Annotated in this window: 24 protein-coding genes and 1 tRNA gene; 12 read left to right on the forward strand and 13 right to left on the reverse strand. The window is 64.1% G+C overall.

The genetic code is table 11. The annotated features are described in order from the left end of the window. Positions 1 to 64: 64 nt before the first annotated feature. Positions 65 to 1,051, reverse strand: a complete 987-nt coding sequence (locus MLD63_RS02315; RefSeq protein WP_255328222.1) for an NAD(P)H-dependent flavin oxidoreductase — start codon at positions 1,049 to 1,051, stop codon at positions 65 to 67. Between the two features lie 137 nt (positions 1,052 to 1,188). Here MLD63_RS02315 and MLD63_RS02320 point away from each other — a divergent pair, with 137 nt between their 5' ends. Next, the gene (locus MLD63_RS02320) at positions 1,189 to 2,079 is read left to right on the forward strand and encodes a 5'-methylthioadenosine/S-adenosylhomocysteine nucleosidase (RefSeq protein ID WP_255328223.1); all 891 of its coding nucleotides are present in this window, start codon (positions 1,189 to 1,191) and stop codon (positions 2,077 to 2,079) included. A gap of 36 nt (positions 2,080 to 2,115) precedes the next feature. On the opposite strand, the gene clpB is transcribed toward MLD63_RS02320, so the two are convergent. Further along, positions 2,116 to 4,758, reverse strand: coding sequence for an ATP-dependent chaperone ClpB (gene clpB, locus MLD63_RS02325; RefSeq protein ID WP_255328224.1), 2,643 nt, complete (start codon positions 4,756 to 4,758; stop codon positions 2,116 to 2,118). Positions 4,759 to 4,861: 103 nt separating this feature from the next. Between clpB and MLD63_RS02330 the strand changes: the two genes are divergently transcribed. From MLD63_RS02330 to MLD63_RS02340, 3 genes are all read left to right on the forward strand, one after another. Continuing rightward, positions 4,862 to 5,908 (forward strand): endonuclease/exonuclease/phosphatase family protein, encoded by a 1,047-nt coding sequence (locus MLD63_RS02330; RefSeq protein WP_255328225.1) that lies wholly within the window; start codon positions 4,862 to 4,864, stop codon positions 5,906 to 5,908. A 22-nt stretch (positions 5,909 to 5,930) separates the two neighbouring features. Next, positions 5,931 to 6,644, forward strand: a complete 714-nt coding sequence (gene pyrF, locus MLD63_RS02335) for an orotidine-5'-phosphate decarboxylase (protein WP_255328226.1) — start codon at positions 5,931 to 5,933, stop codon at positions 6,642 to 6,644. Positions 6,645 to 6,716: 72 nt separating this feature from the next. Beyond that, positions 6,717 to 7,457: a hypothetical protein gene (locus MLD63_RS02340; protein ID WP_255328227.1), complete on the forward strand. Its 741-nt coding sequence runs from the start codon at positions 6,717 to 6,719 to the stop codon at positions 7,455 to 7,457. A gap of 10 nt (positions 7,458 to 7,467) precedes the next feature. Here the strand turns inward: MLD63_RS02340 and MLD63_RS02345 are convergent, their stop codons facing one another. The 3 genes from MLD63_RS02345 to MLD63_RS02355 are packed head-to-tail and all read right to left on the reverse strand — an operon-like array spanning position 7,468 to position 9,530. After that, a complete protein-coding gene (locus tag MLD63_RS02345; protein WP_255328228.1) occupies positions 7,468 to 7,743 on the reverse strand; it encodes an NfeD family protein in 276 nt (91 codons plus the stop codon). Further along, entirely contained in the window at positions 7,740 to 8,639 is a 900-nt protein-coding gene (locus MLD63_RS02350; RefSeq protein ID WP_255328229.1) for an SPFH domain-containing protein, read from the reverse strand. Before MLD63_RS02350 ends, MLD63_RS02345 begins: the two co-directional genes overlap by 4 nt. Before the next feature lie 24 nt (positions 8,640 to 8,663). Further along, a complete protein-coding gene (locus tag MLD63_RS02355; protein ID WP_255328230.1) occupies positions 8,664 to 9,530 on the reverse strand; it encodes an N-formylglutamate amidohydrolase in 867 nt (288 codons plus the stop codon). Positions 9,531 to 9,717: 187 nt separating this feature from the next. Between MLD63_RS02355 and MLD63_RS02360 the strand changes: the two genes are divergently transcribed. From MLD63_RS02360 to rpsO, 5 genes are all read left to right on the forward strand, one after another. Beyond that, a tRNA-Val gene (locus MLD63_RS02360) sits at positions 9,718 to 9,792 on the forward strand. A 78-nt stretch (positions 9,793 to 9,870) separates the two neighbouring features. Beyond that, complete coding sequence (gene ykgO / locus MLD63_RS02365) at positions 9,871 to 9,996, forward strand: type B 50S ribosomal protein L36 (RefSeq protein WP_042245282.1); 126 nt, start codon at positions 9,871 to 9,873, stop codon at positions 9,994 to 9,996. Positions 9,997 to 10,067: 71 nt separating this feature from the next. Then, the gene (locus tag MLD63_RS02370) at positions 10,068 to 10,580 is read left to right on the forward strand and encodes a DUF1643 domain-containing protein (protein ID WP_255328233.1); all 513 of its coding nucleotides are present in this window, start codon (positions 10,068 to 10,070) and stop codon (positions 10,578 to 10,580) included. 78 nt (positions 10,581 to 10,658) lie between these two features. Then, positions 10,659 to 11,621, forward strand: coding sequence for a calcium-binding protein (locus MLD63_RS02375; protein WP_255328234.1), 963 nt, complete (start codon positions 10,659 to 10,661; stop codon positions 11,619 to 11,621). A 144-nt stretch (positions 11,622 to 11,765) separates the two neighbouring features. Continuing rightward, positions 11,766 to 12,035: a 30S ribosomal protein S15 gene (gene rpsO / locus MLD63_RS02380; RefSeq protein WP_255328235.1), complete on the forward strand. Its 270-nt coding sequence runs from the start codon at positions 11,766 to 11,768 to the stop codon at positions 12,033 to 12,035. Between the two features lie 74 nt (positions 12,036 to 12,109). Here the strand turns inward: rpsO and MLD63_RS02385 are convergent, their stop codons facing one another. The 8 genes from MLD63_RS02385 to MLD63_RS02420 all read right to left on the reverse strand — a co-directional run bounded on the left by MLD63_RS02385 (position 12,110) and on the right by MLD63_RS02420 (position 19,264). Then, complete coding sequence (locus tag MLD63_RS02385) at positions 12,110 to 12,916, reverse strand: alpha/beta fold hydrolase (RefSeq protein ID WP_255328236.1); 807 nt, start codon at positions 12,914 to 12,916, stop codon at positions 12,110 to 12,112. A gap of 84 nt (positions 12,917 to 13,000) precedes the next feature. Next, on the reverse strand, positions 13,001 to 14,089 hold the full coding sequence (locus tag MLD63_RS02390) for an ABC transporter ATP-binding protein (RefSeq protein ID WP_255328237.1): 1,089 nt from the start codon (positions 14,087 to 14,089) through the stop codon (positions 13,001 to 13,003). A gap of 78 nt (positions 14,090 to 14,167) precedes the next feature. Continuing rightward, the gene (locus MLD63_RS02395) at positions 14,168 to 14,947 is read right to left on the reverse strand and encodes an SDR family oxidoreductase (RefSeq protein WP_255328238.1); all 780 of its coding nucleotides are present in this window, start codon (positions 14,945 to 14,947) and stop codon (positions 14,168 to 14,170) included. A 69-nt stretch (positions 14,948 to 15,016) separates the two neighbouring features. Next, the gene (locus MLD63_RS02400) at positions 15,017 to 15,352 is read right to left on the reverse strand and encodes a hypothetical protein (protein WP_255328239.1); all 336 of its coding nucleotides are present in this window, start codon (positions 15,350 to 15,352) and stop codon (positions 15,017 to 15,019) included. After that, entirely contained in the window at positions 15,349 to 15,972 is a 624-nt protein-coding gene (locus MLD63_RS02405; RefSeq protein ID WP_255328240.1) for a hypothetical protein, read from the reverse strand. The genes MLD63_RS02400 and MLD63_RS02405 overlap by 4 nt, the downstream gene beginning before the upstream one ends. A 97-nt stretch (positions 15,973 to 16,069) precedes the next feature. Beyond that, complete coding sequence (locus MLD63_RS02410) at positions 16,070 to 17,392, reverse strand: ATP-binding response regulator (protein WP_255328241.1); 1,323 nt, start codon at positions 17,390 to 17,392, stop codon at positions 16,070 to 16,072. Continuing rightward, positions 17,382 to 18,569 carry an FIST N-terminal domain-containing protein gene (locus MLD63_RS02415; protein ID WP_255328242.1) on the reverse strand — a complete coding sequence of 396 codons (1,188 nt, stop codon included), beginning with the start codon at positions 18,567 to 18,569 and terminating at the stop codon, positions 17,382 to 17,384. The genes MLD63_RS02410 and MLD63_RS02415 overlap by 11 nt, the downstream gene beginning before the upstream one ends. After that, positions 18,569 to 19,264 carry a response regulator transcription factor gene (locus MLD63_RS02420; protein WP_255328243.1) on the reverse strand — a complete coding sequence of 232 codons (696 nt, stop codon included), beginning with the start codon at positions 19,262 to 19,264 and terminating at the stop codon, positions 18,569 to 18,571. The genes MLD63_RS02415 and MLD63_RS02420 overlap by 1 nt, the downstream gene beginning before the upstream one ends. 199 nt (positions 19,265 to 19,463) lie before the next feature. Here MLD63_RS02420 and MLD63_RS02425 point away from each other — a divergent pair, with 199 nt between their 5' ends. From MLD63_RS02425 to MLD63_RS02435, 3 genes are all read left to right on the forward strand, one after another. Further along, on the forward strand, positions 19,464 to 20,441 hold the full coding sequence (locus tag MLD63_RS02425; RefSeq protein WP_255328244.1) for an ABC transporter substrate-binding protein: 978 nt from the start codon (positions 19,464 to 19,466) through the stop codon (positions 20,439 to 20,441). A gap of 61 nt (positions 20,442 to 20,502) precedes the next feature. Then, on the forward strand, positions 20,503 to 21,216 hold the full coding sequence (locus MLD63_RS02430) for an ABC transporter permease (RefSeq protein WP_255328492.1): 714 nt from the start codon (positions 20,503 to 20,505) through the stop codon (positions 21,214 to 21,216). After that, positions 21,206 to 21,790 carry an ABC transporter ATP-binding protein gene (locus tag MLD63_RS02435; RefSeq protein ID WP_255328245.1) on the forward strand — a complete coding sequence of 195 codons (585 nt, stop codon included), beginning with the start codon at positions 21,206 to 21,208 and terminating at the stop codon, positions 21,788 to 21,790. Before MLD63_RS02430 ends, MLD63_RS02435 begins: the two co-directional genes overlap by 11 nt. Positions 21,791 to 21,798 lie beyond the last annotated feature (8 nt).

Below are 21,798 nucleotides of genomic sequence, written 5' to 3' on the forward strand. Positions count from 1 at the left end.
CGGGGAAAGTTCCGATACTTGGCGGATATCGGGCAGCATGCGGCGGGGTGCGCCGCTTTTTTGGTCAGCCTGCTCGCGCAGCTTCCAGCCCGACGACGCCCGCCTTCGCCGCTCGATATTCATCCGCCAGCCGATTGACATATGTCGCGGCCGGTACCGTCTCTCGGATCGCGCCGATGCCCTGGCCCGCACCCCAGATCGTACTCCACGCCTTGGGCTTCTTTGCGCCTTCGGAAAAGCTCATCGTCTCGGCGTCGGCGTGATCAAGCGCGTCGGGGTCCATCCCCGCATTGCGGATCGAAGGCGCAAGGTAATTGCCTGACACCCCGGTGAACAGCGATGAGGTCACGATATCCATCGCACCTGACTCAGCAATCATCCGCTTGTAATCGGGCTGGGCATTTGCTTCGTCCGTCGCGATGAAGGGGCTTCCGATATAGGCCAGATCCGCCCCCATCACCTGCGCGGCCAGCACCGCGCGGCCCGTTGCGATCGCACCCGACAGCAGCAACGGGCCGTTGAACCAGTCGCGGATTTCCTGGAGCAGCGCGAAGGGCGATTGCGGTCCGGCATGGCCGCCCGCTCCGGCGGCGACAGCGATCAGGCCGTCGGCGCCTTTCTCGATCGCCTTCTTGGCGAAGACGTTGTTGATGACATCATGCAGCGCGATGCCGCCGCAATCATGCGCGGCCTCGTTCACCTCGACCCGTGCGCCAAGCGACGTGATCCAGATCGGCACCTTGTGGCGGTGGCAGATCTCGATATCGCGCTCCAGCCTTCCGTTACTGCGATGCACGATCTGGTTGACAGCGAAGGGCGCGGCGGGGCGGTCGGGGTTCGCCTGATTGTAGCGGTCCAGTTCCTCGGTGATCCGGGTCAGCCACGCTTCCAGCAGGATTGGATCGCCGTCCTTTTCCCGCGCGTTCAGCGCCGGAAAGCTGCCCACGATCCCGGCCTTGCACTGCGCGATGACAAGCTCGGGCCCCGAGACGATGAACATCGGCGAGCCGACGACGGGGATGCGTAGGCCTTGCAGGATGGGCGGCAGCATGGAACCTCCACGATTTCGGGCACGATGCCGCGCGGGTCGGCAGTGGGCAAGGGATGACGCGGCGACAGTCACGGTCGCTGGCCATGCGCCCACGCTAGGTCTAAGCCCAAGCGAACATCAGCATGAAAGGTCGACCGATGATCCGCCAAAGCCTCGCCGCCTTCCTTCTTACGACCATGCCGCTCGCCGCTCAGGAGAGTCCACGGATCGCCGTCATGTCCGCTTTCGAGCCGGAATGGATCAGCCTGCAAGCCGATCTGGAAGGCGCAGAGAGCCAGGTCATCAATGGCACCGAATTCATTACCGGCAAGCTGTCGGGACAGGACGTGGTCCTGTTCCTGTCAGGCGTGTCGATGGTGAACGCGGCGATGACCACCCAGCTGGCGCTGGATCGTTTCGACATCGAGGCGATCGTCTTTTCGGGGATCGCGGGCGGCGTCGATCCGTCGCTGAATATCGGCGACGTCGTCGTGGCCGAGGAATGGGGCCAATGGCTGGAAACGGTGATGGCGCGGGCGGAGGGTGACGGCTTTGCGCTGCCGGGCTTCCTGTCCTCGCCCTTCCCGAATCTCGGGATGATCTTCACGCGCGAGACGACGGTCGCCTCGGACCGGGGCGAGCCCGAGACGCGGTTCTGGTTCCCTGCCGATCCCGATTTGCTGGCGGTGGCCAAAGAGGTCGCGGCCGAGACCGATCTGGCGGATTGCAACACCGACGACGCCTGCCTCAGCGAGCCGCCGGTAATCCGTGTCGGCGGGCACGGTGTGTCGGGATCCTCCTTCCTCGACAATGCCGAGATCCGGGACTGGCTGGCATCGACCTTCGAGGCGCAGGTGGTGGACATGGAATCCGCGGCCGTCGCGCAAGTCGCCTGGGCCAATCAGGTCCCGTTCATCGCTTTCCGCTCGCTGTCGGATCTGGCCGGCGGCGGCGAGGGTGAGAATGAGATGGGCGTCTTCATGTCACTCGCGTCCGAGAATTCGGCCGCGCTGGTCAAGGCGTTTCTGGCAGCGATGCCATCCGAATGAAGAAAGGGGCCGCGGATTGCCCCGCGGCCCCTTTCGTCAATGCACGGTGGCCTCTGGCTTCGGCCCCTCGCCGACCGCGCCCAGCTTGTGGCCCGCACGACCCAGATGGTTGCCGACCAGAAGGCCGTCATCGTTCGCGCTGACATGCACGGTCTGGCCGTCCAGCACTTCGCCTGACAGCAGCATTTCAGCCAGCGGGTCCTGCAGCGCACGCTGGATCACCCGCTTCAGCGGACGCGCGCCGTAGACCGGATCGTAGCCTTCATTGCCCAGCCAGTGCAGCGCCTTGTCATCCAGGTCCAGCGTGATCTTGCGCCCGGCAAGCCGCTGTTCCAGCAGACGCAACTGGATCTTCACAATGCCGTCCATGTTCTCGCGCGTCAGGCGGCGGAAAATGATGATCTCGTCCAGCCGGTTCAGGAATTCAGGCCGGAAATGGGCGCGGACCGCGTCCATCACGTCCTTTCGTGCTGCAGTGCTGTCGGCGTCGTCCGGCAGCGTCGACAGCGCCTGCGAGCCGAGGTTCGACGTCAACACGATCAGCGTGTTCTTGAAATCGACCTTGCGGCCCTGGCCATCGGTTAGCTGTCCGTCGTCCAAGACCTGCAGCAGCACGTTGAACACGTCGGGATGCGCCTTCTCGACCTCGTCGAACAGGATCACCGAATAGGGTCGGCGCCGCACGGCTTCCGTCAGCGCGCCACCTTCATCATAGCCGACGTAGCCCGGGGGCGCGCCGATCAGGCGGGCAACGGAGTGTTTCTCCATGTATTCCGACATGTCGATGCGGATCATCGCCGCCTCGTCGTCGAACATGTATTCGGCCATCGCCTTGGTTAGTTCGGTCTTACCGACGCCGGTCGGGCCGAGAAACAGGAAACTGCCGATGGGACGGTTCTCGTCGTTCAGTCCCGCACGCGCGCGGCGCACCGAGCGAGAGATCGCAGTCACCGCTTCGGATTGGCCGATCACGCGACCACCAAGGATCTCTTCCATCTTCAGCAGCTTCTCGCGCTCGCCTTCCAGCATCTTGCTGGTCGGAATCCCGGTCCAGCGTTCGACGACCTCGGCGATCTGTTCGGGACGCACGGCTTCCTCGACCATCACACCATCGGCCTGATCGTTGCCCTCAGCCTCGGCCAACTGCTTTTCCAGCCCCGGGATGATGCCATAAGACAGCTCACCCGCGCGCGCCAGATTGCCCTCTCGCTTGGCCTGATCCAGTTCGGCGCGGGCACGGTCGAGCTGTTCCTTCAACCCGCGTGCGCCTTCCAGCTTGTCGCGTTCCGCCTGCCAACGCGCGGTCATTTCATGACTGCGTTCCTGCAGGTCGGACAGGTCCTTTTCCAGCCGTTCCAGACGGTCACGGCTGGCAGCGTCGTCTTCCTTCTTCAGCGCCTCGGCCTCGATCTGCATCTGCAGGATCTGCCGGTCGAGCTGGTCCAGTTCTTCGGGCTTGCTGTCCACCTCCATGCGAAGCCGCGACGCAGCCTCGTCCACCAGGTCGATCGCCTTGTCGGGCAGGAACCTGTCAGTGATGTAACGGTGCGACAGCTCGGCGGCCGCGACCAGCGCCGCGTCCGAGATGCGCACGCCGTGGTGCAGCTCGTACTTTTCCTTGATGCCGCGCAGGATCGAGATCGTGTCCTCGACCGTCGGCTCTTCGATCATAACCGGTTGGAAACGGCGAGCCAGTGCCGCGTCCTTTTCGATATACTTGCGGTATTCATCCAGCGTAGTGGCGCCGACGCAGTGAAGCTCACCACGCGCGAGTGCAGGCTTGATCAGGTTCGCAGCGTCCATTGCACCGTCAGTCTTGCCGGCGCCGACCAGCGTGTGCAGCTCGTCGATGAACAGGATGATCTCGCCAGCCGCGGCTTCGATCTCCTTCAGGATCGATTTCAGCCGCTCCTCGAACTCACCGCGATACTTTGCGCCGGCGATCAGCGCGCCCATGTCCAGCGCCATCAGCTTCTTGTTGCGCAGGCTTTCCGGCACGTCGCCATCGACGATGCGCAGCGCCAGCCCCTCCGCGATGGCGGTCTTGCCCACACCGGGCTCGCCGATCAGAACCGGGTTGTTCTTTGTGCGGCGCGAAAGCACCTGCATGGCGCGACGGATTTCCTCATCACGACCGATGATCGGGTCAATCTTGCCGTCCTCGGCGGCCTCGGTCAGATCGCGCGCGTATTTCGACAGCGCCTCATAGCCGTCCTCGGCACCCGCCGTATCGGCAGTGCGACCTTTCCGAATATCGTTGATCGCGGCGTTGAGGTTCTGTGCAGTGACCTTGCCCGCTGCCAGGGCGTCCTTGGCGCTGGTATTCGCGACCGCGAGTGCGGTCAGGATCCGCTCGGCCGGAACAAAGCTGTCGCCCGCCTTCTTGGCCAGCTTCTCGGCCTCGTCCAGCACGCGGACCATGGACGGATCCACATAGACCTGCCCGTCGCCGCCCTTGACCTTCGGTAGTTTCGCAACTGCTTGATCGACGGCCTGCCTCACGGCCTTGGCGTCGCCGCCGGCCTTGGTGATCAGGTTGGTTGCAAAGCCTTGGTCGTCATCCATCAGCGCCTTCAAAAGATGCTCGGGCACCACGCGCTGGTTTTCCTCGCGGATCGCGATGGTCTGCGCCGCCTGCATGAAGCCGCGCGACCGTTCCGTGAACTTTTCCATGTTCATCGGTCATTCTCCTTTTCGTTAGCCCCCGCTTCGGAACCGCCCTGTCGGCGCGATCCCATCCGGGTCTTCGTTGTCAATCTGGGGTCGCAAAAGGCGTGTTACAATGGCGCAACACCCTGATTCCGTGCCGGAGAAATCGATGTTCCGCATCGCCACGTTCAACCTGGAAAACCTTGATGAGGACCCTGCGGACGAGCCGGGGCGGCCGACCTTTCTGGAACGCGCCGCGCTGCTGCGTCCGGCGCTGGAACGGCTGCGGGCCGACATCCTCTGCCTGCAAGAGGTTCACGGCCAGGAGCGGTCGGGGCAACCGCGCGACCTGTTGGCGCTGCGGGCATTGCTGGCCGACACTCGCTACGCGAACCACCAAATGGTCAGCACAAAGACGCGGGACGGTTCCCAGGTCTATGACGTGCGCAATCTGGTGACGCTTGTGCCGCCGGGCTGGGACATCCGCGAGGTGGCCCAGATCAATGGCGAGATCGTACCCAACCCGCTCTATCAGCGGACCGTGGCCGGCGATCCGCAACCTCGTCCGCTGGAATGGGAGCGACCTCTGTTGTGGCTTCGCGTCGCCACCCCGACGGGCGTCGAAATGCATATCCTGAACGCGCATTTCAAATCCAAGCTGGCAACGCCTGCTGCCGACCTGATGGAAGATCGCTTTACCTGGAAGCTTGCGGCAGGCTGGGCCGAGGGGTTCTTCGTCTCGTCGATGAAGCGTGTCGGCGCAGCGCTGGAAGCACGCGCGGTGATCGACCTGATCTTCGACGATGATCCGGCCGCGCTGATCCTGATCGCGGGCGATCTGAATGCGAATAGCGACGAGGTTCCGTTGATGGCGCTGCGCGGGCGCGTCGAGGATACCGGCAACGGCGCCCTGGCGAACCGGGTGATGGTCCCGCTGGAAATGAACGTGCCGGACAGCAAGCGTTACACGCTCATTCACCACGGCAAGGGTGAGATGATCGACCATATCCTCGCCTCGCGCCGCTTCGTTCAGGCGTTCTCGCACACCGAGATCCATAACGAGATCCTGCCGGATGAGTCCGTGGCCTTTGCAACCGATGTGAAGCATCCGGAATCAGACCATGCGCCGGTCGTCGCGGTCTTCTACGACGATCTTTTGGAGCCGCCCCAGATCGTCTAAGGACGCTGCAGCAGCGAAAGGGATGACGATGGATGACCGGCTGATCGTGGCGCTGGACGTGCCGAACGCGGTGGCTGGCCTGGAACTGGCGGGCCGTCTGGGGGATGCCGTCAGCTTCTACAAGATCGGGCTGGGAATGCTGACCGGTGGCGGCCTGGCGCTTGCGAACGAATTGAAGGCCGAGCATGGAAAACGCATCTTCCTCGACATGAAGCTCTTCGACATCGGCGCGACGGTCGAGAACGCCGTGCGGGGACTCGCGCAGTTCGATCTCGACTTTCTGACCGTACACGGCGATCCGAATGTGGTGCGCGCGGCGAAGGAAGGCGCTTCGGGCAGCAACCTCAAGATCCTCGGCGTCACCATCCTGACCTCGACAGACCGCGCCGATCTCGACGCCGCGCTGATCCAGGCAGGCGATCTCCATGAGATCACGGTCGAGCGCGCCGCCCGTGCCTTCGAAGCGGGCGCGGACGGTGTGATCTGTTCGCCGCGCGAGGCTGCAGCGATCCGTTCGCTGCCCGGCTCGAAACTGATCGTGACGCCGGGCGTGCGGCCCGCAGGTGCGGATGTTGGCGACCAGAAGCGTGTCGAGACGCCCGCCAGCGCCATCGCGGCGGGCGTCGACCATATCGTGGTCGGTCGGCCGGTCTGGCAGGCGCAAGATCCGCGTGCCGCAGCCGAGTCGATTCTGGCCGAGATGGTCTCACCTCAGGCAAAGCAGCCGAACCTGTAGCGCGCGACGCGTTCATCTTCTGTTGACCCTTCCGGGGCAGGCTGCGAGCTTTGCCGAGCACGGAGGGGCGCGATGGCCGAAGATCTGGGACTGCGTGAGAAATCCACAAACGATCTGGTCGTCTCGTTCCTCGCCGTCAGGCGCTCGATCGGCATCCTAGGTCTGTTCCTTCCGGTTTCGCTGATTGTCTACGGCCTGTTCAGCCACGACGGCATCCTCGACAGCATGTCGGCCTATTACTACTCGCCCATGCGCGAGATCTTCGTGGGCACGCTCTGCGCGCTGGCGGTCTTTCTGTGGACCTACGAAGGCTACCGACCCCAGCCCGGCGAATGGCTGAGCGACCGGATCGTGGCAAAGGTCGCATCACTGGGGGCAGCGGGTGTCGCACTGCTGCCGACAGCACCCGCGCCCATCTTTGGGGCCGAGGCCGCACCCGTCATCGAAGATCAGCCAGTGACCTGTACGCTGAGCCAGTGCTTGTTGGGCGACGTGACGGCGAGCGTGGTCCATTTCCTGTCGGCCGCCGCGTTCTTCGGCGCGATGACGGTCTTCCTGCTGTTTTTGTTCACCAAAGGGGCAGAGGACAGCGGGGAAAAGCGGGCGGCCAACCGCATCTATCGCGCCTGCGGGCTGGTGATCCTAGTCGCGCTGGTACTGATCGGCGTCCTGCAGTTCACCGGATTGCGCGAGGCGCTTGGCATACTTCGCCCGGTGTTCTGGCTGGAGGTCGCGGCCAGCATCGCAATTGCCGTCGGATGGATGACCAAAGGCGATTCCATGCGGCCGCTGCAGAAAGCGCTGGCAGCGTGATTGGCCGGCCTCAGTCATTGTCGTTGATGTCGCGGTCCCAGATGCGGACCTGACCCTCGCGCACGCCGACCAGGCGCCGCATTGCAAGCCAGATCAGCGCCGACAGGATGGCCGTGACGACAAGGGCCATGGGGAAGCCACCACTCCACAGGCCCGCCAGAAGCATCAGTCCCATCAGCCCGACCGAGATGGCGATGCCGAAGAAGATCCAGCCCGGCGCCAGCAATTCCAGCGCGCCCAGAACCAGCGCCGCAATCAGCCACAGCCAGCCGTTGGCCCAGCTCATGCGCCGCCGCCTTTCCCGCCGCGCAACATGCCGAAAGCATCGGCAAAGGCATCCAGCGCTGCGGCGGGCACGATCACCGTCTGCTTTCCTTGGCCCTGCCCGACGGCCGTCAAAGCCTCAACCTGCTTGATCGCAACCTGATATTGCGCCGCCTCCAGCCCGCCATCGCGGATCGCGGCGGCAAGAGCAGTGGTCGAGTAGGCTTCGGCATCGGCTAGCACGCGCTTGGCCTTGGCCAGCTGCTCGGCCGCGTAAAGCTCACCATCGGCGGCAAGCTCGACTGCGCGGCGCTTGCCCTCGGCTTCGGTGACCTGCGCGCGTCGCGCACGCTCGGCGTTCAACTGCTGCAGCATTGCCGCGCGCGTCGCCTGATCAAGATTGACGTCGAGAATTTCGGCTCGCGTGACCTCGATCCCCCAGTCATCGACGACATTCGCCAGCGCTTCGCGGATGCGCGAAATCAGCTGTGCGCGGTTCGACTGAACCTGATCCAGTTCCATCGCGCCGATTTCGGACCGCACGATGCCCGCGACCGTGGTCGCGATGGCCGCGTCGATGTCGCGGATGCGGTAGACGGTCTTTTCCGGCTCGATGATGCGATAGAAGACGCTGCTGTCCACTTGAACCAGCACGTTGTCGGACGTGATCGCATCCTGCGAATTGGTCGGCAATTGACGTTCAAGGATGGAAATCCGATGCGCCACCCGGTCCAGAAACGGGAAGATGAAATTGATGCCCGGCCCCAGAACGGAACGAAGCCGTCCGAACCGCTCGACCACGAATTTCTGGGATTGCGGCACGATCTTTACCGCCGACGTCACGGCGAGAAAGATGACGATCGCCAGGACGATCAGCGCGATGTTCTGGGTGAGAAGCTCGGACAATTGGTCGGGCATCGTGCCGATCTCCTTCTTCTGGTCTTATTCAGCCGCCATGGCGCTGCCGCCTTCGGCAACACCATATCGCGCTAACCTCGCCACGACCCGATCCATCCGTGTGCGGACCGCATCGAAGTCCGGCAGCGGCGTGATCCGCGCTTCATCCATGTAGAGCGCGCGGTCGATCTCGACCTGCACGACATGCACGTTCTGCGCCGGACGGCCATAGGCCTGCGCGATATAGGCGCCCGAGAAGGGTGAGTTTCGGCGAACACGCCAGCCTTCAGTCTCCAACGCGCTTGCGACCGCATCGATGATCCGCCCTGCGGCTGACAGTCCGTGGCGATTGCCCAGAACGATGTCGGGCCGCATTCCGCCCAGATGGCTGAGCGCATCATGGGGCATCGAGTGCATGTCGATGAGGATGGCCTGACCAAAGCGGGCCCGCGCCTCGGCGATCAGGCCTGCCAGCGCCGCATGGTAAGGACGCCAATAGGTGTCGAGACGCCGCTCCGCCTCGGCTCGCGGGATCGGACGATGATGAATCGCACGGCCCTGCGACACGACACGCGGGATCACGCCGAGACCAGCGACCGTGCGTTGATTCAGCGGATGATGCGGGATGCCGCTGACCAGCTGCGGGTCGATTTCATCGAGGGCGCGGTTCAGATCGACGATGCAGCGCGGAATGCGCGCTGTCAGTGTCGCGGCACCGTGTGCCGGCGCGCCCGCAATCATGCGGTCCATGAACGCATCTTCGGACGATCGCAGGATTTCCGTCGGCAGCCGTGTGCCGGCCAGAAACCAGTCGGGATAGTGGCTGCCCGAATGGGGCGACGCGAAGATCACCCCACTGGCCCATTCCGCCGGGCGCGTCAGGTCGTAGGATGGGGTTGAGAGCGTCTTCAATAAGGGCCTGCCCGCGTTGCTTTCAGCAATATAAACCTTCCTGACCCCACGCCAATACCCGGCGCAGAGCGTGGTTTGCGGCAATCGAAACAGGTGCAGCAATGGCCTTGAAACCCACAACAAGCGCCTATATAGACGCCGGACCAAAGCGGATTTTGCCGTGATTGCGGCAGAATCACTGTGGTTCGGGCGGTTAGCTCAGCGGTAGAGCACTACGTTGACATCGTAGTGGCCACTGGTTCGATCCCAGTACCGCCCACCATTTTCGCCGCCCCCGGCGTCAGCCCGGGGGCATTCGTATTTCAAGCGGTGCGCGCGCCGCGACATGAGGAAGAGACCGATGAAGGTTCGCAACTCGCTCCGCTCGCTCAAGAGCCGGCACCGCGACTGTCAGGTCGTGCGCCGCAAGGGCCGCATCTACGTCATCAACAAGACCAACCGCCGCTTCAAGGCTCGCCAGGGCTGAGGCTGGGGTCTCATGACGACCGAAACAACCCGCCGATCCGGCGGGTTTTTTCATGAGTGAGGGATGATCGAATGGCCGTGATCGAACGTCACCACGATGACGGCGCGACCCGGTCGAGCGCCCTCTATTCAGCCTGCGAAACCTACCGTTATGCGCTGACCCGCGAATGGGCTGAAGGACCTCGGCTGGTCTGGGTGATGCTCAACCCCTCGACCGCGGACGAGCGTCGGAACGATCCGACGATCGCCCGTTGCGAACGACGCGCCCGCTTGCTGGGTTACGGCGCCTTCCGGGTGGTCAACCTTTTCGCCTTCCGTGCGACCCGGCCGCAGGATCTGAAGGCCGCGTCCGCACCGATCGGCCCTCTCAACGACGCGACGTTACATGCCGCAGCGGCTTGGGGCAGCGCGATCCTGTGTGGGTGGGGAATTCATGGCGGTCTGAAGGGGCGTGGTCCAGCGGTGCTTGACCTTTTGCGGTCGACAGGCCGGCCACTGTACCATCTTGGGCTTACTGCAGGCGGCGCACCAAGACATCCGTTGTACCTTTCCTACGACAAGCAGCCGCAGGCATATACATCTTAACCCTTTCTTTACTTAGCGCTTCGTGCATAAGGCCCTTATCGAGTATTGTGTTCTCGGTTGTATTAAGGGGTTCGGGCAATGTTGATGCTCGCCGGTCTGATGGGCGCCATTCTGGTTGGCGCTGCGATCGACTTCACGTCCGAGGACGATGAGATCGTTGGCTTTCACGATGACACGCTGGATGTCGACGCAGAGCCGACGGCCGTTTCGATGGATAACGTCCGTGCTGATAGTGCCGAGGACGACAGCAATGCGTCTGAGGACATCGCGACAGAGGACGGCGAACCTGATGAAGCGATCGAACGACAGGACGGAACCGCCTTCGCCGACCTGCTGATGGGCGACGCTGAAAACGACGAAATCCACGGCCACGAGGGCGACGACGATCTGCGCGGCGGCGGTGGCGACGACACGATTTTTGGCGGTGCGGGCGACGACTGGATCCAGGGTGACGGCAGTTTCGATGCAGCCGGCAACGACAGCATCGATGGCGGTGACGGAGATGATTCGCTTGCCGGGCAGGGCGGCGATGACACGCTTCTTGGTGGCCGCGGTGACGACACCCTCCTCGGTGGCGACGGCGATGACGTTCTGGACGGCGGTGAAGGCGACGATTGGATTTCGGGTCAGGCGGGCAACGACACGCTGATCGCTGGCGCAGGATCGGACGATCTGGATGGCGGCGAGGGCAACGACCTGCTGATCGGGGACGATGATGCAGACACCGACTGGCTGCACGGCGGCGAGGGCGACGACACGCTGATGCCCGGCGCCTACGATTTTGCCGAAGGTGGTGCAGGGGCTGACACTTTCGTTCTCACCGCTGGCGGTAGCGTGCCGGAGATCGGTGATTTTGACAGTCGCGAAGACATCATCCGCATCGACCTTGCCGATCCCGACGCGCCAGAGCCAGAGGTGGACCTCCATGTCGATCATGATGGAAGCCTGTTGATCCGTCTGGACGGTCACGCGGTCGGCCGGATCACGAATGGCGCCGCGGTCAGCCTCGACAACATCGTGATCCATCGACCGACCGCCTGACGAACCGGCGAAGCGCGATCCGGGGTTTCAATCCACGCGATCGTGCCCTATACGCCCGCATCCGCATTGCGCGGATTCTCCACGGGCCTGTGCTGGACGACATCCCGGCCTGCGCCATGACCCTTAATCCGAAAGGAGCCCCCGATGTCGATTACGGTCGAAGAAAAGAACAAGGTCATGAAGGAATTCGCCACCAAGGAAGGCGATACCGGCAGCCCCGAAGTGCAGGTCGCGATCCTGACCTCGCGCATCGCGACGCTGACCGAGCACTTCAAAACCCACAAGAAAGACAACCACTCGCGCCGCGGCCTTCTGAAGCTGGTCGCGCAGCGCCGCAAATTGTTGGACTATCTGAAGGGCAAGGAAGAGGCGCGTTACAGCGATCTCATCAAGCGCCTCGGCATCCGCCGTTGATCGGGGTCCGGAAACCGGAATGAAGAAACGCCCGCGGGAAACCGCGGGCGTTTTCAATTTGCGGGGTGACGGCGTTACTTCTTGAGGAAATTCAGAAGGGCCGCGTTGAACTCGCTCGCGTGGCTGGTGTTGCAGCCATGCGGCGCGCCCTTCAGCACCACCAGATCGCTGCCTGCGATCGCCTTGTGCGTCCGCTCGCCCGAGCCCTCGAATGGCACGACTCCATCCGAATCGCCGTGCAGAACCAGGGTCGGTGTCGTCACCTTCTTCAGATCATCGCGGAAATCCGTCGTCGCCCAGGCCTCCATGCAACCGAGCGCCGCCTGTTCCGACGATTGCAGGCACAGGTCGATGGCCTGCTGACGCTGATCCTCCGACACTTTCAACTCGCCGTAGGCGCTGAAGAAATCCTTGGTGAACTGGTCGAAGAAGGCGGCGCGATCGGCGCGAAGGTTCTGTTCGAACTCGTCCGCCTTTTCCTTGGTCAGCGGCCCATCTGGGTTGTCCGGTCCCTTCATCAGATAGGGCGGCACCGCCGATGCGAAGACCACGGAATGCAGCCGGTTCTCTTGATGACGGCTTGCGTAACGAGCCACCTCGCCCCCGCCCATCGAGAAGCCGACCAGCGTGACGTCGTGAAGGTCCTTCTGGTTGATGATCGCAGCCAGATCATCGCTGAGCGTGTCGTAATCGTAACCCGTGTCGGGTTTGTCAGAGCGGCCAAAGCCCCGCCGGTCGTAGCTGATGACGCGGTAACCCGCGTCGCGCAGCGGTCCGACCTGATCGGCCCATGCCTGTGCCGACAGGGGCCAGCCGTGAATCAGAACGACGGGGCGACCCTCGCCGCCGGTATCCTCGATATGAAGGGTGACGTCAGCCATGATGGATATCCTTTCGTTGCCTCGGGGTCAAAACGTCCCGATGACGAAAGCGTTCCGTTCAATCGCGTGCGATATAAATCGGCCTCAGCGCGGAAAGACGAAAACCCGGTCGCGACGCAGCATCAGCCACATCCGCGTTCCCGCTGGCGGCAGGAAGACCCCCGGCACATTGGCGTTCAGCGCGATGCCGCCTTCGTCGGTCACGAATTCGACCAGCGATTCGCGCCCCAGAAATCGTGAGCGCACCACGCTGGCATGCGCGGCGGTCCCGTTTTCCGGCGTGGCCGCAGGGCCCATCCCCGCGCGGTCGAAATCGATCTTCAGGTGCTGCGGGCGGATGACGATCTCGACCTCGGTGCCATCCGGAACACCAGGCGTCAGGAATTCGCCAAAGGGCGTATCGGTCAGCGCTCCCTGCACCCGGCCGCGAAGAACGTTGATGTCGCTGAAAAAGGCCGCGGCCTCGCGGTCCGCCGGCGCGTTGTAGAGGTTGTATGGCGCACCCTGCTGCACGATCCGCCCGTCGCGCATCAGCAGGATCTGGTCCGCCATACGCATCGCCTCTTCGGGTTCGTGCGTGACCAGCAGGACCGCGGTCCCTTCTTCCTTCATCAATGCCAGAGTTTCGTCGCGGATACCGTCGCGAAGCCGCTCGTCGAGGCCGCTAAACGGTTCGTCCATCAGCATGATCCTCGGCCGCGGCGCAAGCGCGCGAGCCAACGCGATCCGCTGCTGCTCACCGCCGGACAGCGCATGAGGATAGCTGCCAAGATGCGCGGTCATCCTGACACGTTCCAGCAGTTCGTCGACACGCGCACGGTTCGCGGCGTAGCCGCCGGTCAGTCCGAAGGCGACGTTCTCCGCCACCGAGAGATGCGGGAACAGCGCGAAGTCTTGAAACATCAGCCCGATCGCGCGGCGCTCCGGCGGAACCCGGAAAGTCGTGTCGCAGACAAGCTTGCCGTCAACGAGGATCCGTCCGGAATCCTGCATGTCGACCCCGGCGATCAGCCGCAGCGTGGTCGATTTTCCGCATCCGGAAGGGCCGAGAAGACAGGCGACCTGCCCTGCGGGCACCGAGAAAGAAACATCGTCGACGACGCGCCGACCCTCGAAGCTGCGGGTCAGGGATTCGGCGGTCAGGCGGGGCGGGGCATTGGCAGGCGCGATCACGGGCGGTCCGGCTGATGATTTCGCTCGGGTTTCGCGCCCCGCCTAGCAGCCGCCGCCGCCCCGGGCAAGCGTCGGCCGTTACAGCGTCGCGTTCAGCGCGCCACCGTCCAGAAGCAGGTTCTGGCCAACGATGAATCGGGCCTGCTGGCTGCACAGGAAGGCACAGGCGGCGCCGAAGTCGTCGGCTTGACCATAGGTGCCGGTGGGGATGGTCGCCTCACGCCGCTTGCGGGCCTCCTCCGGGGTGATGCCCTCGTTCTTGGACACGTTGCCGTCAAGACTGACGGCACGATCGGTGGCGTGGATGCCGGGAAGGATGTTGTTCACGCAGACGCCCTTGCCAGCAACCTGGCGTGACATCCCGGCGACAAAACCAGTCAGGCCGGTCCGCGCAGTGTTCGACAGCCCAAGGACCGAGACCGGCGAGCGCACGGATTGAGAGGTGATGTTGACGACGCGGCCCCAGCCGCGATCCATCATTCCCGGCACCAGCGCCTGCATCAGCGCCACCGCGGTCAGCATGTTGGCGTCGATCGCCTTGATGAAGTCGTCACGGCTCCAGTCGGTCCACATGCCCGGGGGTGGGCCGCCGGCATTGGTGACCAGAATGTCAGCCTCGCCCAACTCGGCCAAGACCTTGGCGCGACCTTCCTCGGTGGTGATGTCGGCGGCCACGGGGGTAACGTTGGCGCCATATTTTGCTGCGATCTCTTCGGCCGTCCGCGTGATGTCAGCATCGGTCCGGCTGTTGATGACCAGATCGACCCCTGCTTCGGCCAATGCCTCGGCGCAGCCTCTGCCCAGCCCTTTCGATGCCGCGCATACCAGACCGCGCTTGCCCTTGATCCCCAGATCCATGTCCGTTCTCCGATGTGATTTGGCGGCAGCGAACCCCGCCGCGACCGGATTGTCAAACCGGTCGCCCGCTTAGAAGCAGAGGATTTCGGCCTCGGCCTCGGCGCGCCGAAGATCTGCCACCATCGCATCCATCACGGGCATGCCGCGGAAGATCGTGTTGCGACCGCCAGTCGCCTGCTGCATGCGCAAGACAGTCTCGGCCTTGCCATAGTCTTCATAGGACAGGACCGAGGCGATCTGATCGATGGCGCAAGAGCATTTATCCAGCATCTCGCGCGTTTGACCGTTCGTCGCCATGCAGACGAAGACATAATCGGCCCGCGCGTTCGTGGGATAATCGTTCAGTTCCTGCGCCGCGGCAGGGCCGGCCGCAAGCAGAGCAAAGGCGATCAGCACATGTTTCATTGCATCACCATCTGGTTGCGGTAAGGGGCAAGATCGCCCTGCGGCGTCGTTTCGGCATGCAATTCACGGATGGGCTGCTTCGGATCCTCACCCATCACGAAGCGCAGCGTCAGCGTCTCGAACCCGCGCAGACGCTCGGGACTGGTTTCGCTGATGAAAGGATGGAACGTGGCCGTCATGGTTCCGTCTTCGCGCGTGACCTCACCGGCCTGAAACAGCGCGTCCTTCATCCGGTTGCGGATATAGAAGGGGCTTCCGCCCGTCTGACGCGCCATGTCGCGAGCGGTCTGTTCCAGAAAGAAGGTCAGAACGGGATCGCCGCCGGATATCGGGAATGGTCCGATCTTGCGCTCGCGAGTATCGGTGTTCTCGGTCAACTCCAAAACGGGTTTGCCGTCCGATGGGTCGGTGACTTCCGCGATCGAAACCGAGCCATCCTTGATCCCGATGAAGCCAGGCGCCTCTGGTCCCTCGATGGTCAGGGACCAGGTCGGAGTCTCGCCATCCAGCGACCAGGGGCCGCGTTCGGCGAAGACGGCGTCACCCGCCTCGCCCGCAAAAGCCGCCGGTTGCAGAAGCGCTGCACACAGAACCGCACCGAGGGCCCAAAGCCGTGTCATCATAATCTCCTCCCCAGATCAGCCACAGGTTCGCGCCTTGGCACGCGCCCGGCAAGCCCCCCGACGGTGCTGGTCAACCCTTCGTCGCAGAGCGAAGCTATGCCAGAACCTGCTCGATCACCGCCTGCAGCTCGTCCGCGCGGACCGGCTTTTCGATCAGCGGCACACCCATTTCGGCACAGGCGCGCGCAATCTCGGGGCTGCGCCGCGCCGTCACCATCAACGCGGGGATCGGATGACCGGCCTGTTCCCGCAACGCCCGGATCGCGACGATGCCCGTGTCGCCCGCCTCGAGATTGTAATCGGCAAGGATCAGGTCCACCGGCTCTTCGCCCATCGTGGCCAGCGCCTCGTCGGTCCCGGCCGCAAGCCGAGGCACCATGCCGAGGCGGTCGCCCAGCGTCAGCTGGTAGCCGCGCCGCATGCCGGGATCGTTCTCGACGACCAGCGCGACGCGACCGCGAAGGGCGCGCGTGCCCGAACTGGCGGGCGCCGTGCAATCCTCTGCCGTTTCATCGATCAGCGGCAACCCGACGCGGAACACGGTGCCGCGCATCGGTTCGCTGTCCAGCCGGATCGGGTGGCCAAGCTTCTTGCACGCTCGCCGCACGATCGAGAGGCCAAGCCCCATGCCGGTCGCACCGCCATCGTTCCCAAGGCGCTGGAACTCGTCAAAGATCCGATTGCGGTCGATCGCGGGGATGCCCGGACCGGTGTCATGAACCTCAAGCCAAGCGGTATCGCCCTTGCGCCTGATACCCACCAGCACCCGTCCCGTTCGCGTGTACTTGATCGCATTCGAGACCAGGTTCTGCGCGATCCGACGCAGGAACACGGGATCGCTGTCGACCATGACACTGGTCGGCGCGAAGGTCAGCGTCAGACCCTTTTCATCCGCCATGGGCCTGTATTCCGCGGACAGCCGTCCGAACAATTCCGACAATGAAACGCTCTTGCGATGAAATTCGATGCGCTGGCTGTCCAGCCGGGAAATGTCGAGGACGGCATGCATCAACTGTTCGACAGACTCGAATGCACCGGCCAGTCGGTCGGTCAGTTCCTTCTGCGTTTCGTCCATTGGGGTGTCCGTCAGCGCTGACAGAAACAGCCGCGCGGCGGAGAGCGGCTGCAGAAGATCGTGACTCGCCGCGCGCAGGAAGCGCGTCTTGGACCGGTTCGCCTCTTCGGCCGCGGCGCGGGCGACGCCCAGTTCGCGGTTCCGTTGCGACAAATCGTCCAGCGCCTGTTCCAGCTGCCGCGTGCGGGCCATCACCTCCTGCTCCAGCGCGACGGCGGCCTGGAACATCGACCAGCCTGATCCACGGGTTTCCTCCAGTCGGTCGATGCGATCCACAAGGACCGAGGAAATCCGCGTCAGCTTGGCGATCTTGCGTTCCGGCGGATCATCGTCACGCAGCATGGCCGCCACCGATCGGCGCCGGAAGGGCGCTGGACTGATCCGCCGGGGGCATGAAGGCGAAGCCGACGAAGGTCTGGTTCACGTGCATTCCGCTATGCTGCTCTCCATAGGTCGAGAAGCCGGTGACGCGATAGCGCGCGAACAATTGCGACATTGCTCCGGTCAAGCCGGCACGCTCAAGCGCGAGCCTGCGCAGGATGCAGTCAAAGCCCAGAACGGCCAGCGGGGGCCGGGGCAAGGCCTCGATCGCTTCGGCAAAGCCGAGGGTCAGATCCTCGGCCCGGCCCATCGTCAGCACCATGCCGGTCGCGACCGGCGACATCATCTGCAAGCCACCTTCGGGGGTGGTGCCCCGAATCGCACGGACATGATGGCGCTTGCCGCTGCGGAACATCAGCGGATGGCGCGCAAATTCCGTCGGCGTCAGATCGGCGGTCCGCAGTCCGGCAATCCGCGCATATTCCTCGGCCGCCGGTTCCGCGTTCAGCTCAAGGATCAGGCGCCGCTCGGAATCGGCCGCAGTAACGACGGCCCGGTTCCGGGTCGGGCTGAAATGGGCAAACGCGACCTCGCTGACCGACAGGGCCGTTTCGACCAGCACGAAGACCGCCGCACCGGTCATGATCGTGTCGTCGGCGATCAGCGTGGTGCGCGCGAAATCAAGGCCGTCACCCGCGGAACCGCCGATCACCGGAACGCCGGGGATCGCAGCCTCGATCGACGAGACCAGCACATCCTCGTGCCCTGCCAATCCATCCGCAAGAAGGATGCCGAACAACGCGCGACCGGGCTTGGCGCGAAAATCGCGCAGCAGGGCGCGCAGCGCGGCAAGCCAGTCGGCCACCGGCAGATGCGCTGTGTCGTGCAGCACGATGCTGCGCGCACGGAAGCTTTCCGAGGGAAACGCCACGGCAACCGCACGACCGTTGACGTAGCCTGTCAGGCCGATCTCTCCCGCGGTCGAACAGCCAGCCAAGGCACAGTCAGCGGGCAACGCCGTGCGTGCCTGGCGAGCCAGCGCATCGAGACCGGGCCCGGGTGCGCCGAACAGCAGAACCAACGCGGGATCGATCGCCCCCATCCGGTCCAGCGCGGTCGTGATTTCGGACGAGTTGCCGGGATCGAGGTCCAGCGACAGCGGCCCGGCTTCGATCGCAGGCTCTGCCCCGGCGGACATCAACCGGCCTCGAACAGCCGCACTGAATTGGCCAGCAACACCGCTTGCGTGCGGCGGCGAGCGTTGATCTTGGACATGATCGCGGTGATGTGGGTCTTTACCGTCGCTTCGGCGATCGACAACTCGTAGCTGATCTCCTTGTTCGCCTTGCCCTGACAGATCAGCCTTAGGATCTTCATCTGCTGCGGCGTCAGCGTCGCGAAGCGACGTGCCAGATCGGCCCGCGCCTCGTCGTCGGCATCGGCCTGGTCGGGTTCGTAGCCTTCGGGGGTTACGAATTCTCCGTCCCACATCCGGCGCAGGCTGTCGACCAGCGCTTCCCGGCCCAGCGATTTGGATATATAGCCCTGTGCACCCGCCGCCATCGCCGCCGAAATCATCGCCGCATCCATGTCCGCCGAGATCATCGTGATCGGCACGTCGGGAAGTTGCCGGCGCAGGGTCACGATCCCTTCGGCACCGCGCGCGTCGGGCAGGTTCAGGTCCAGGATCACAGCATCGGGCGCGCCCTGCGCCTTGATCTGATCGACCGCGGCAGCCAAGCTGCGCGCCGTGCGCACCGCCTTCAGCCCAAAGCTGATCTTCAGCGTCAGGCTGAGCGCATCGCACATTAGCGGGTGGTCGTCGACGATCAGGATGTCCTTGACCTGATCCGCCGAAATCCGGCCGCCGCTGCGACTGCCTTTCGATGCCATTGCCGTCAAAGTCCTGCGTCCTCCCCGTTGGTCCGGGTTCCCGACCCGTTCCATGAACGACTTTGGGCGGTACGGTCCAGCATGGCAAGGCCCTTGCCCCCATGATTCATACAACTTCGGTTGTATTGGCGGCAGGCTGCAGCCATGTGAAATTGCAGTCCCACGCCCGCGCGGCGTGGAGCAGGCGGGGGAGGCCAAGATGAAATTGACGCGCAGGATCGCGGCTGGTGCAGCCGTGGCATTCGCCGTGCTGGCAGGGCCCGCCGCTGCACAGGATGATGCCACGATCACGATCGGTACGCTTGAAAACGGCACCGTCAACTGGGAGCTCGAAACCATCCGGTCTCGGGGCTTCGACACCGAGAACGGCTTTACGCTGGAAATGCTGCCGCTGGCCGGCAATCCCGCGACGCAGGTCGCGATGCAGGGCGGCGAGGTGGATGCGATCGTGTCTGACTTCCTCTGGGTCGCGCAGCAGCGCGCACAGGGATCGGATTTTGCCTTCCTTCCCTATTCCACGGCCGTCGGCAGCCTGGTCGTTCCGGCCGACAGCCCAGTCCAGAACCTGGCCGATCTCAAGGGTGGCAGGATCGGGATTGCAGGCGGTCCGGTTGACAAAAGCTGGCTGATCCTGCGCGCCTGGTATCAGCAGCAGAACGGCACCGATCTGGCGGACGAGACAGAACAGGTCTTCGGCGCGCCGCCGATCATCCAGAATGCGGCCGAAACCGGGCAGGTCGATGGGGCGATCAACTTCTGGCACTTCCTCGCAAAGATGAAGGCCGGCGGCATGCGCGAGGTGATGAGCGTATCGCAGGCCGCAACAGACCTCGGACTGGATCCGGCGACGCCGCTTCTGGGCTATGTCCTGCGCGATGGATGGATCGCGGAAAATCCTTCGCTCGCTCAGGGTCTGGCGCGCGCCTCGCGGCAAGCCAAGGAATACCTGGCCACCGACGATGCCGCTTGGGACGCGCTGCGTCCGATGATGAATGCGGCTGACGACGCGGAATTCGCGGCGCTGCGCGACGGCTGGCGCGAAGGCATCCCGCCCGAAGGTCCCGTGGATGCCGAAAGCGCACAGAAGATGTTCGCGGTCATGGCGGAACTCGGCGGCGAAGAGCTGACCGGGGGCTTGACGGAACTGCCCGAGGGGTTGTTCTGGTCGGGTGAGTAACGCCGCCCCCGCATCACGTCCCTATTCCGGCTGGGTGCCGGGACTGCTGTCGATCGTGCTGATGCTGGCGCTGTGGTCGGTGGTGGCGCTGATCACGGATCGACCGCAAACGACGCCTGCGCCATGGACCGTTGCTGCGCGGATCGGCGCCCTCGCGACAAGTGGAGAGCTGTGGTTCCATGCCGGCATGACGCTGTTCCGTGTGCTGGCGAGCTTCGCCATCGCGATGGCCGTAGGACTTGCGCTCGGCCTTTGGATGGGACGCTCGCGGTTGGTCGACAGCTGGTTGAACCCAGCGCTGGTTATCGCGCTGAACATCCCCGCGCTGGTGGTGATCGTGCTGGCCTATATCTGGATCGGACTGAACGAGGCGGCGGCGATCACCGCCGTCGCGCTGAACAAGATTCCGGTGGTGACGGTGATGACGCGCGAGGGCACGCGCGCGTTGCGACCCGACCTGGACGACATGGCGCGCGCGTTCCGGATGAGCCGCTGGGCAAGGCTGCGTCACGTCGTCCTGCCGCAATTGGCGCCCCATGTCGCGGCGGCTGCGCGGGCGGGCATCTCGCTTATCTGGAAGATCGTGCTGGTGGTCGAGTTCCTCGGTCGCTCGAACGGGGTCGGCTTCAAGATCCACCTGCTGTTTTCCAGCTTCGATGTCGCCGGGGTGCTAGCCTGGGCCTTTGCCTTCGTCATCGTGATGCTGACGATCGATCTTGGCGTCCTGCGTCCGTGGGAGCGGCGGGCGAACCGCTGGAGGCACGATGAGGCTTAAGTTGCGCGGCAAGTCCTTCGGCGGACGCGCGGTACTGGGTCCGCTGTCGCTGGAGGTAGAGCGCGGCGACCGCGTGGCGATCCTCGGTCCATCGGGGATCGGGAAGTCCACGCTGTTACGGATCGTCGCCGGTCTCGACCCCGCTTTCGACGGCCGGCTGACCGGCGCTGATCGGCTGGCGACGGTCTTTCAGGAACCGACATTGCTGCCCTGGCGGTCCGCGCGCGACAACATCATGATCCCCACGGGCTGCGACGGTCCCACCGCATCGGCGCTGATGGACCGCGTGGGCCTTCCGGGGCGCGAAGCGCAGTATCCGCGACAGCTTTCACTTGGCCAGCAGCGCCGCCTGTCGTTGGCGCGGGCCTTCGCCGCACGGCCAGACGTGCTGCTGATGGATGAGCCATTTGCCAGCCTCGACGCCGAGACGGCCACGCGGATGATCGACCTGACGCGCGATCTGCTGGACGACAGCGGAGCCGGACTGCTTCTGGTCACCCATGATCCGCAAGAGCCCGCACGCCTCGGCGCGCGGGCGCTGCGGTTGTCCGGGACACCCGCGATCTTGGGTTAACGCGTAGG

This window comes from Paracoccus albicereus (genome assembly GCF_024359525.1).
Lineage (GTDB): Bacteria > Pseudomonadota > Alphaproteobacteria > Rhodobacterales > Rhodobacteraceae > Paracoccus > Paracoccus albicereus.

Coding starts and splice junctions, on each gene's coding strand:
- MLD63_RS02315 (WP_255328222.1), bottom strand. CDS start 1,051: ATGCTGCCGCCCATCCTGCAAGGCCTACGCATCCCCGTCGTCGGCTCG.
- MLD63_RS02320 (WP_255328223.1), top strand. CDS start 1,189: ATGATCCGCCAAAGCCTCGCCGCCTTCCTTCTTACGACCATGCCGCTC.
- clpB (WP_255328224.1), bottom strand. CDS start 4,758: ATGAACATGGAAAAGTTCACGGAACGGTCGCGCGGCTTCATGCAGGCG.
- MLD63_RS02330 (WP_255328225.1), top strand. CDS start 4,862: ATGGCGCAACACCCTGATTCCGTGCCGGAGAAATCGATGTTCCGCATC.
- pyrF (WP_255328226.1), top strand. CDS start 5,931: ATGACGATGGATGACCGGCTGATCGTGGCGCTGGACGTGCCGAACGCG.
- MLD63_RS02340 (WP_255328227.1), top strand. CDS start 6,717: ATGGCCGAAGATCTGGGACTGCGTGAGAAATCCACAAACGATCTGGTC.
- MLD63_RS02345 (WP_255328228.1), bottom strand. CDS start 7,743: ATGAGCTGGGCCAACGGCTGGCTGTGGCTGATTGCGGCGCTGGTTCTG.
- MLD63_RS02350 (WP_255328229.1), bottom strand. CDS start 8,639: ATGCCCGACCAATTGTCCGAGCTTCTCACCCAGAACATCGCGCTGATC.
- ykgO (WP_042245282.1), top strand. CDS start 9,871: ATGAAGGTTCGCAACTCGCTCCGCTCGCTCAAGAGCCGGCACCGCGAC.
- MLD63_RS02370 (WP_255328233.1), top strand. CDS start 10,068: ATGGCCGTGATCGAACGTCACCACGATGACGGCGCGACCCGGTCGAGC.
- MLD63_RS02375 (WP_255328234.1), top strand. CDS start 10,659: ATGTTGATGCTCGCCGGTCTGATGGGCGCCATTCTGGTTGGCGCTGCG.
- rpsO (WP_255328235.1), top strand. CDS start 11,766: ATGTCGATTACGGTCGAAGAAAAGAACAAGGTCATGAAGGAATTCGCC.
- MLD63_RS02385 (WP_255328236.1), bottom strand. CDS start 12,916: ATGGCTGACGTCACCCTTCATATCGAGGATACCGGCGGCGAGGGTCGC.
- MLD63_RS02395 (WP_255328238.1), bottom strand. CDS start 14,947: ATGGATCTGGGGATCAAGGGCAAGCGCGGTCTGGTATGCGCGGCATCG.
- MLD63_RS02400 (WP_255328239.1), bottom strand. CDS start 15,352: ATGAAACATGTGCTGATCGCCTTTGCTCTGCTTGCGGCCGGCCCTGCC.
- MLD63_RS02405 (WP_255328240.1), bottom strand. CDS start 15,972: ATGACACGGCTTTGGGCCCTCGGTGCGGTTCTGTGTGCAGCGCTTCTG.
- MLD63_RS02410 (WP_255328241.1), bottom strand. CDS start 17,392: ATGCTGCGTGACGATGATCCGCCGGAACGCAAGATCGCCAAGCTGACG.
- MLD63_RS02415 (WP_255328242.1), bottom strand. CDS start 18,569: ATGTCCGCCGGGGCAGAGCCTGCGATCGAAGCCGGGCCGCTGTCGCTG.
- MLD63_RS02420 (WP_255328243.1), bottom strand. CDS start 19,264: ATGGCATCGAAAGGCAGTCGCAGCGGCGGCCGGATTTCGGCGGATCAG.
- MLD63_RS02425 (WP_255328244.1), top strand. CDS start 19,464: ATGAAATTGACGCGCAGGATCGCGGCTGGTGCAGCCGTGGCATTCGCC.
- MLD63_RS02430 (WP_255328492.1), top strand. CDS start 20,503: ATGCTGGCGCTGTGGTCGGTGGTGGCGCTGATCACGGATCGACCGCAA.
- MLD63_RS02435 (WP_255328245.1), top strand. CDS start 21,206: ATGAGGCTTAAGTTGCGCGGCAAGTCCTTCGGCGGACGCGCGGTACTG.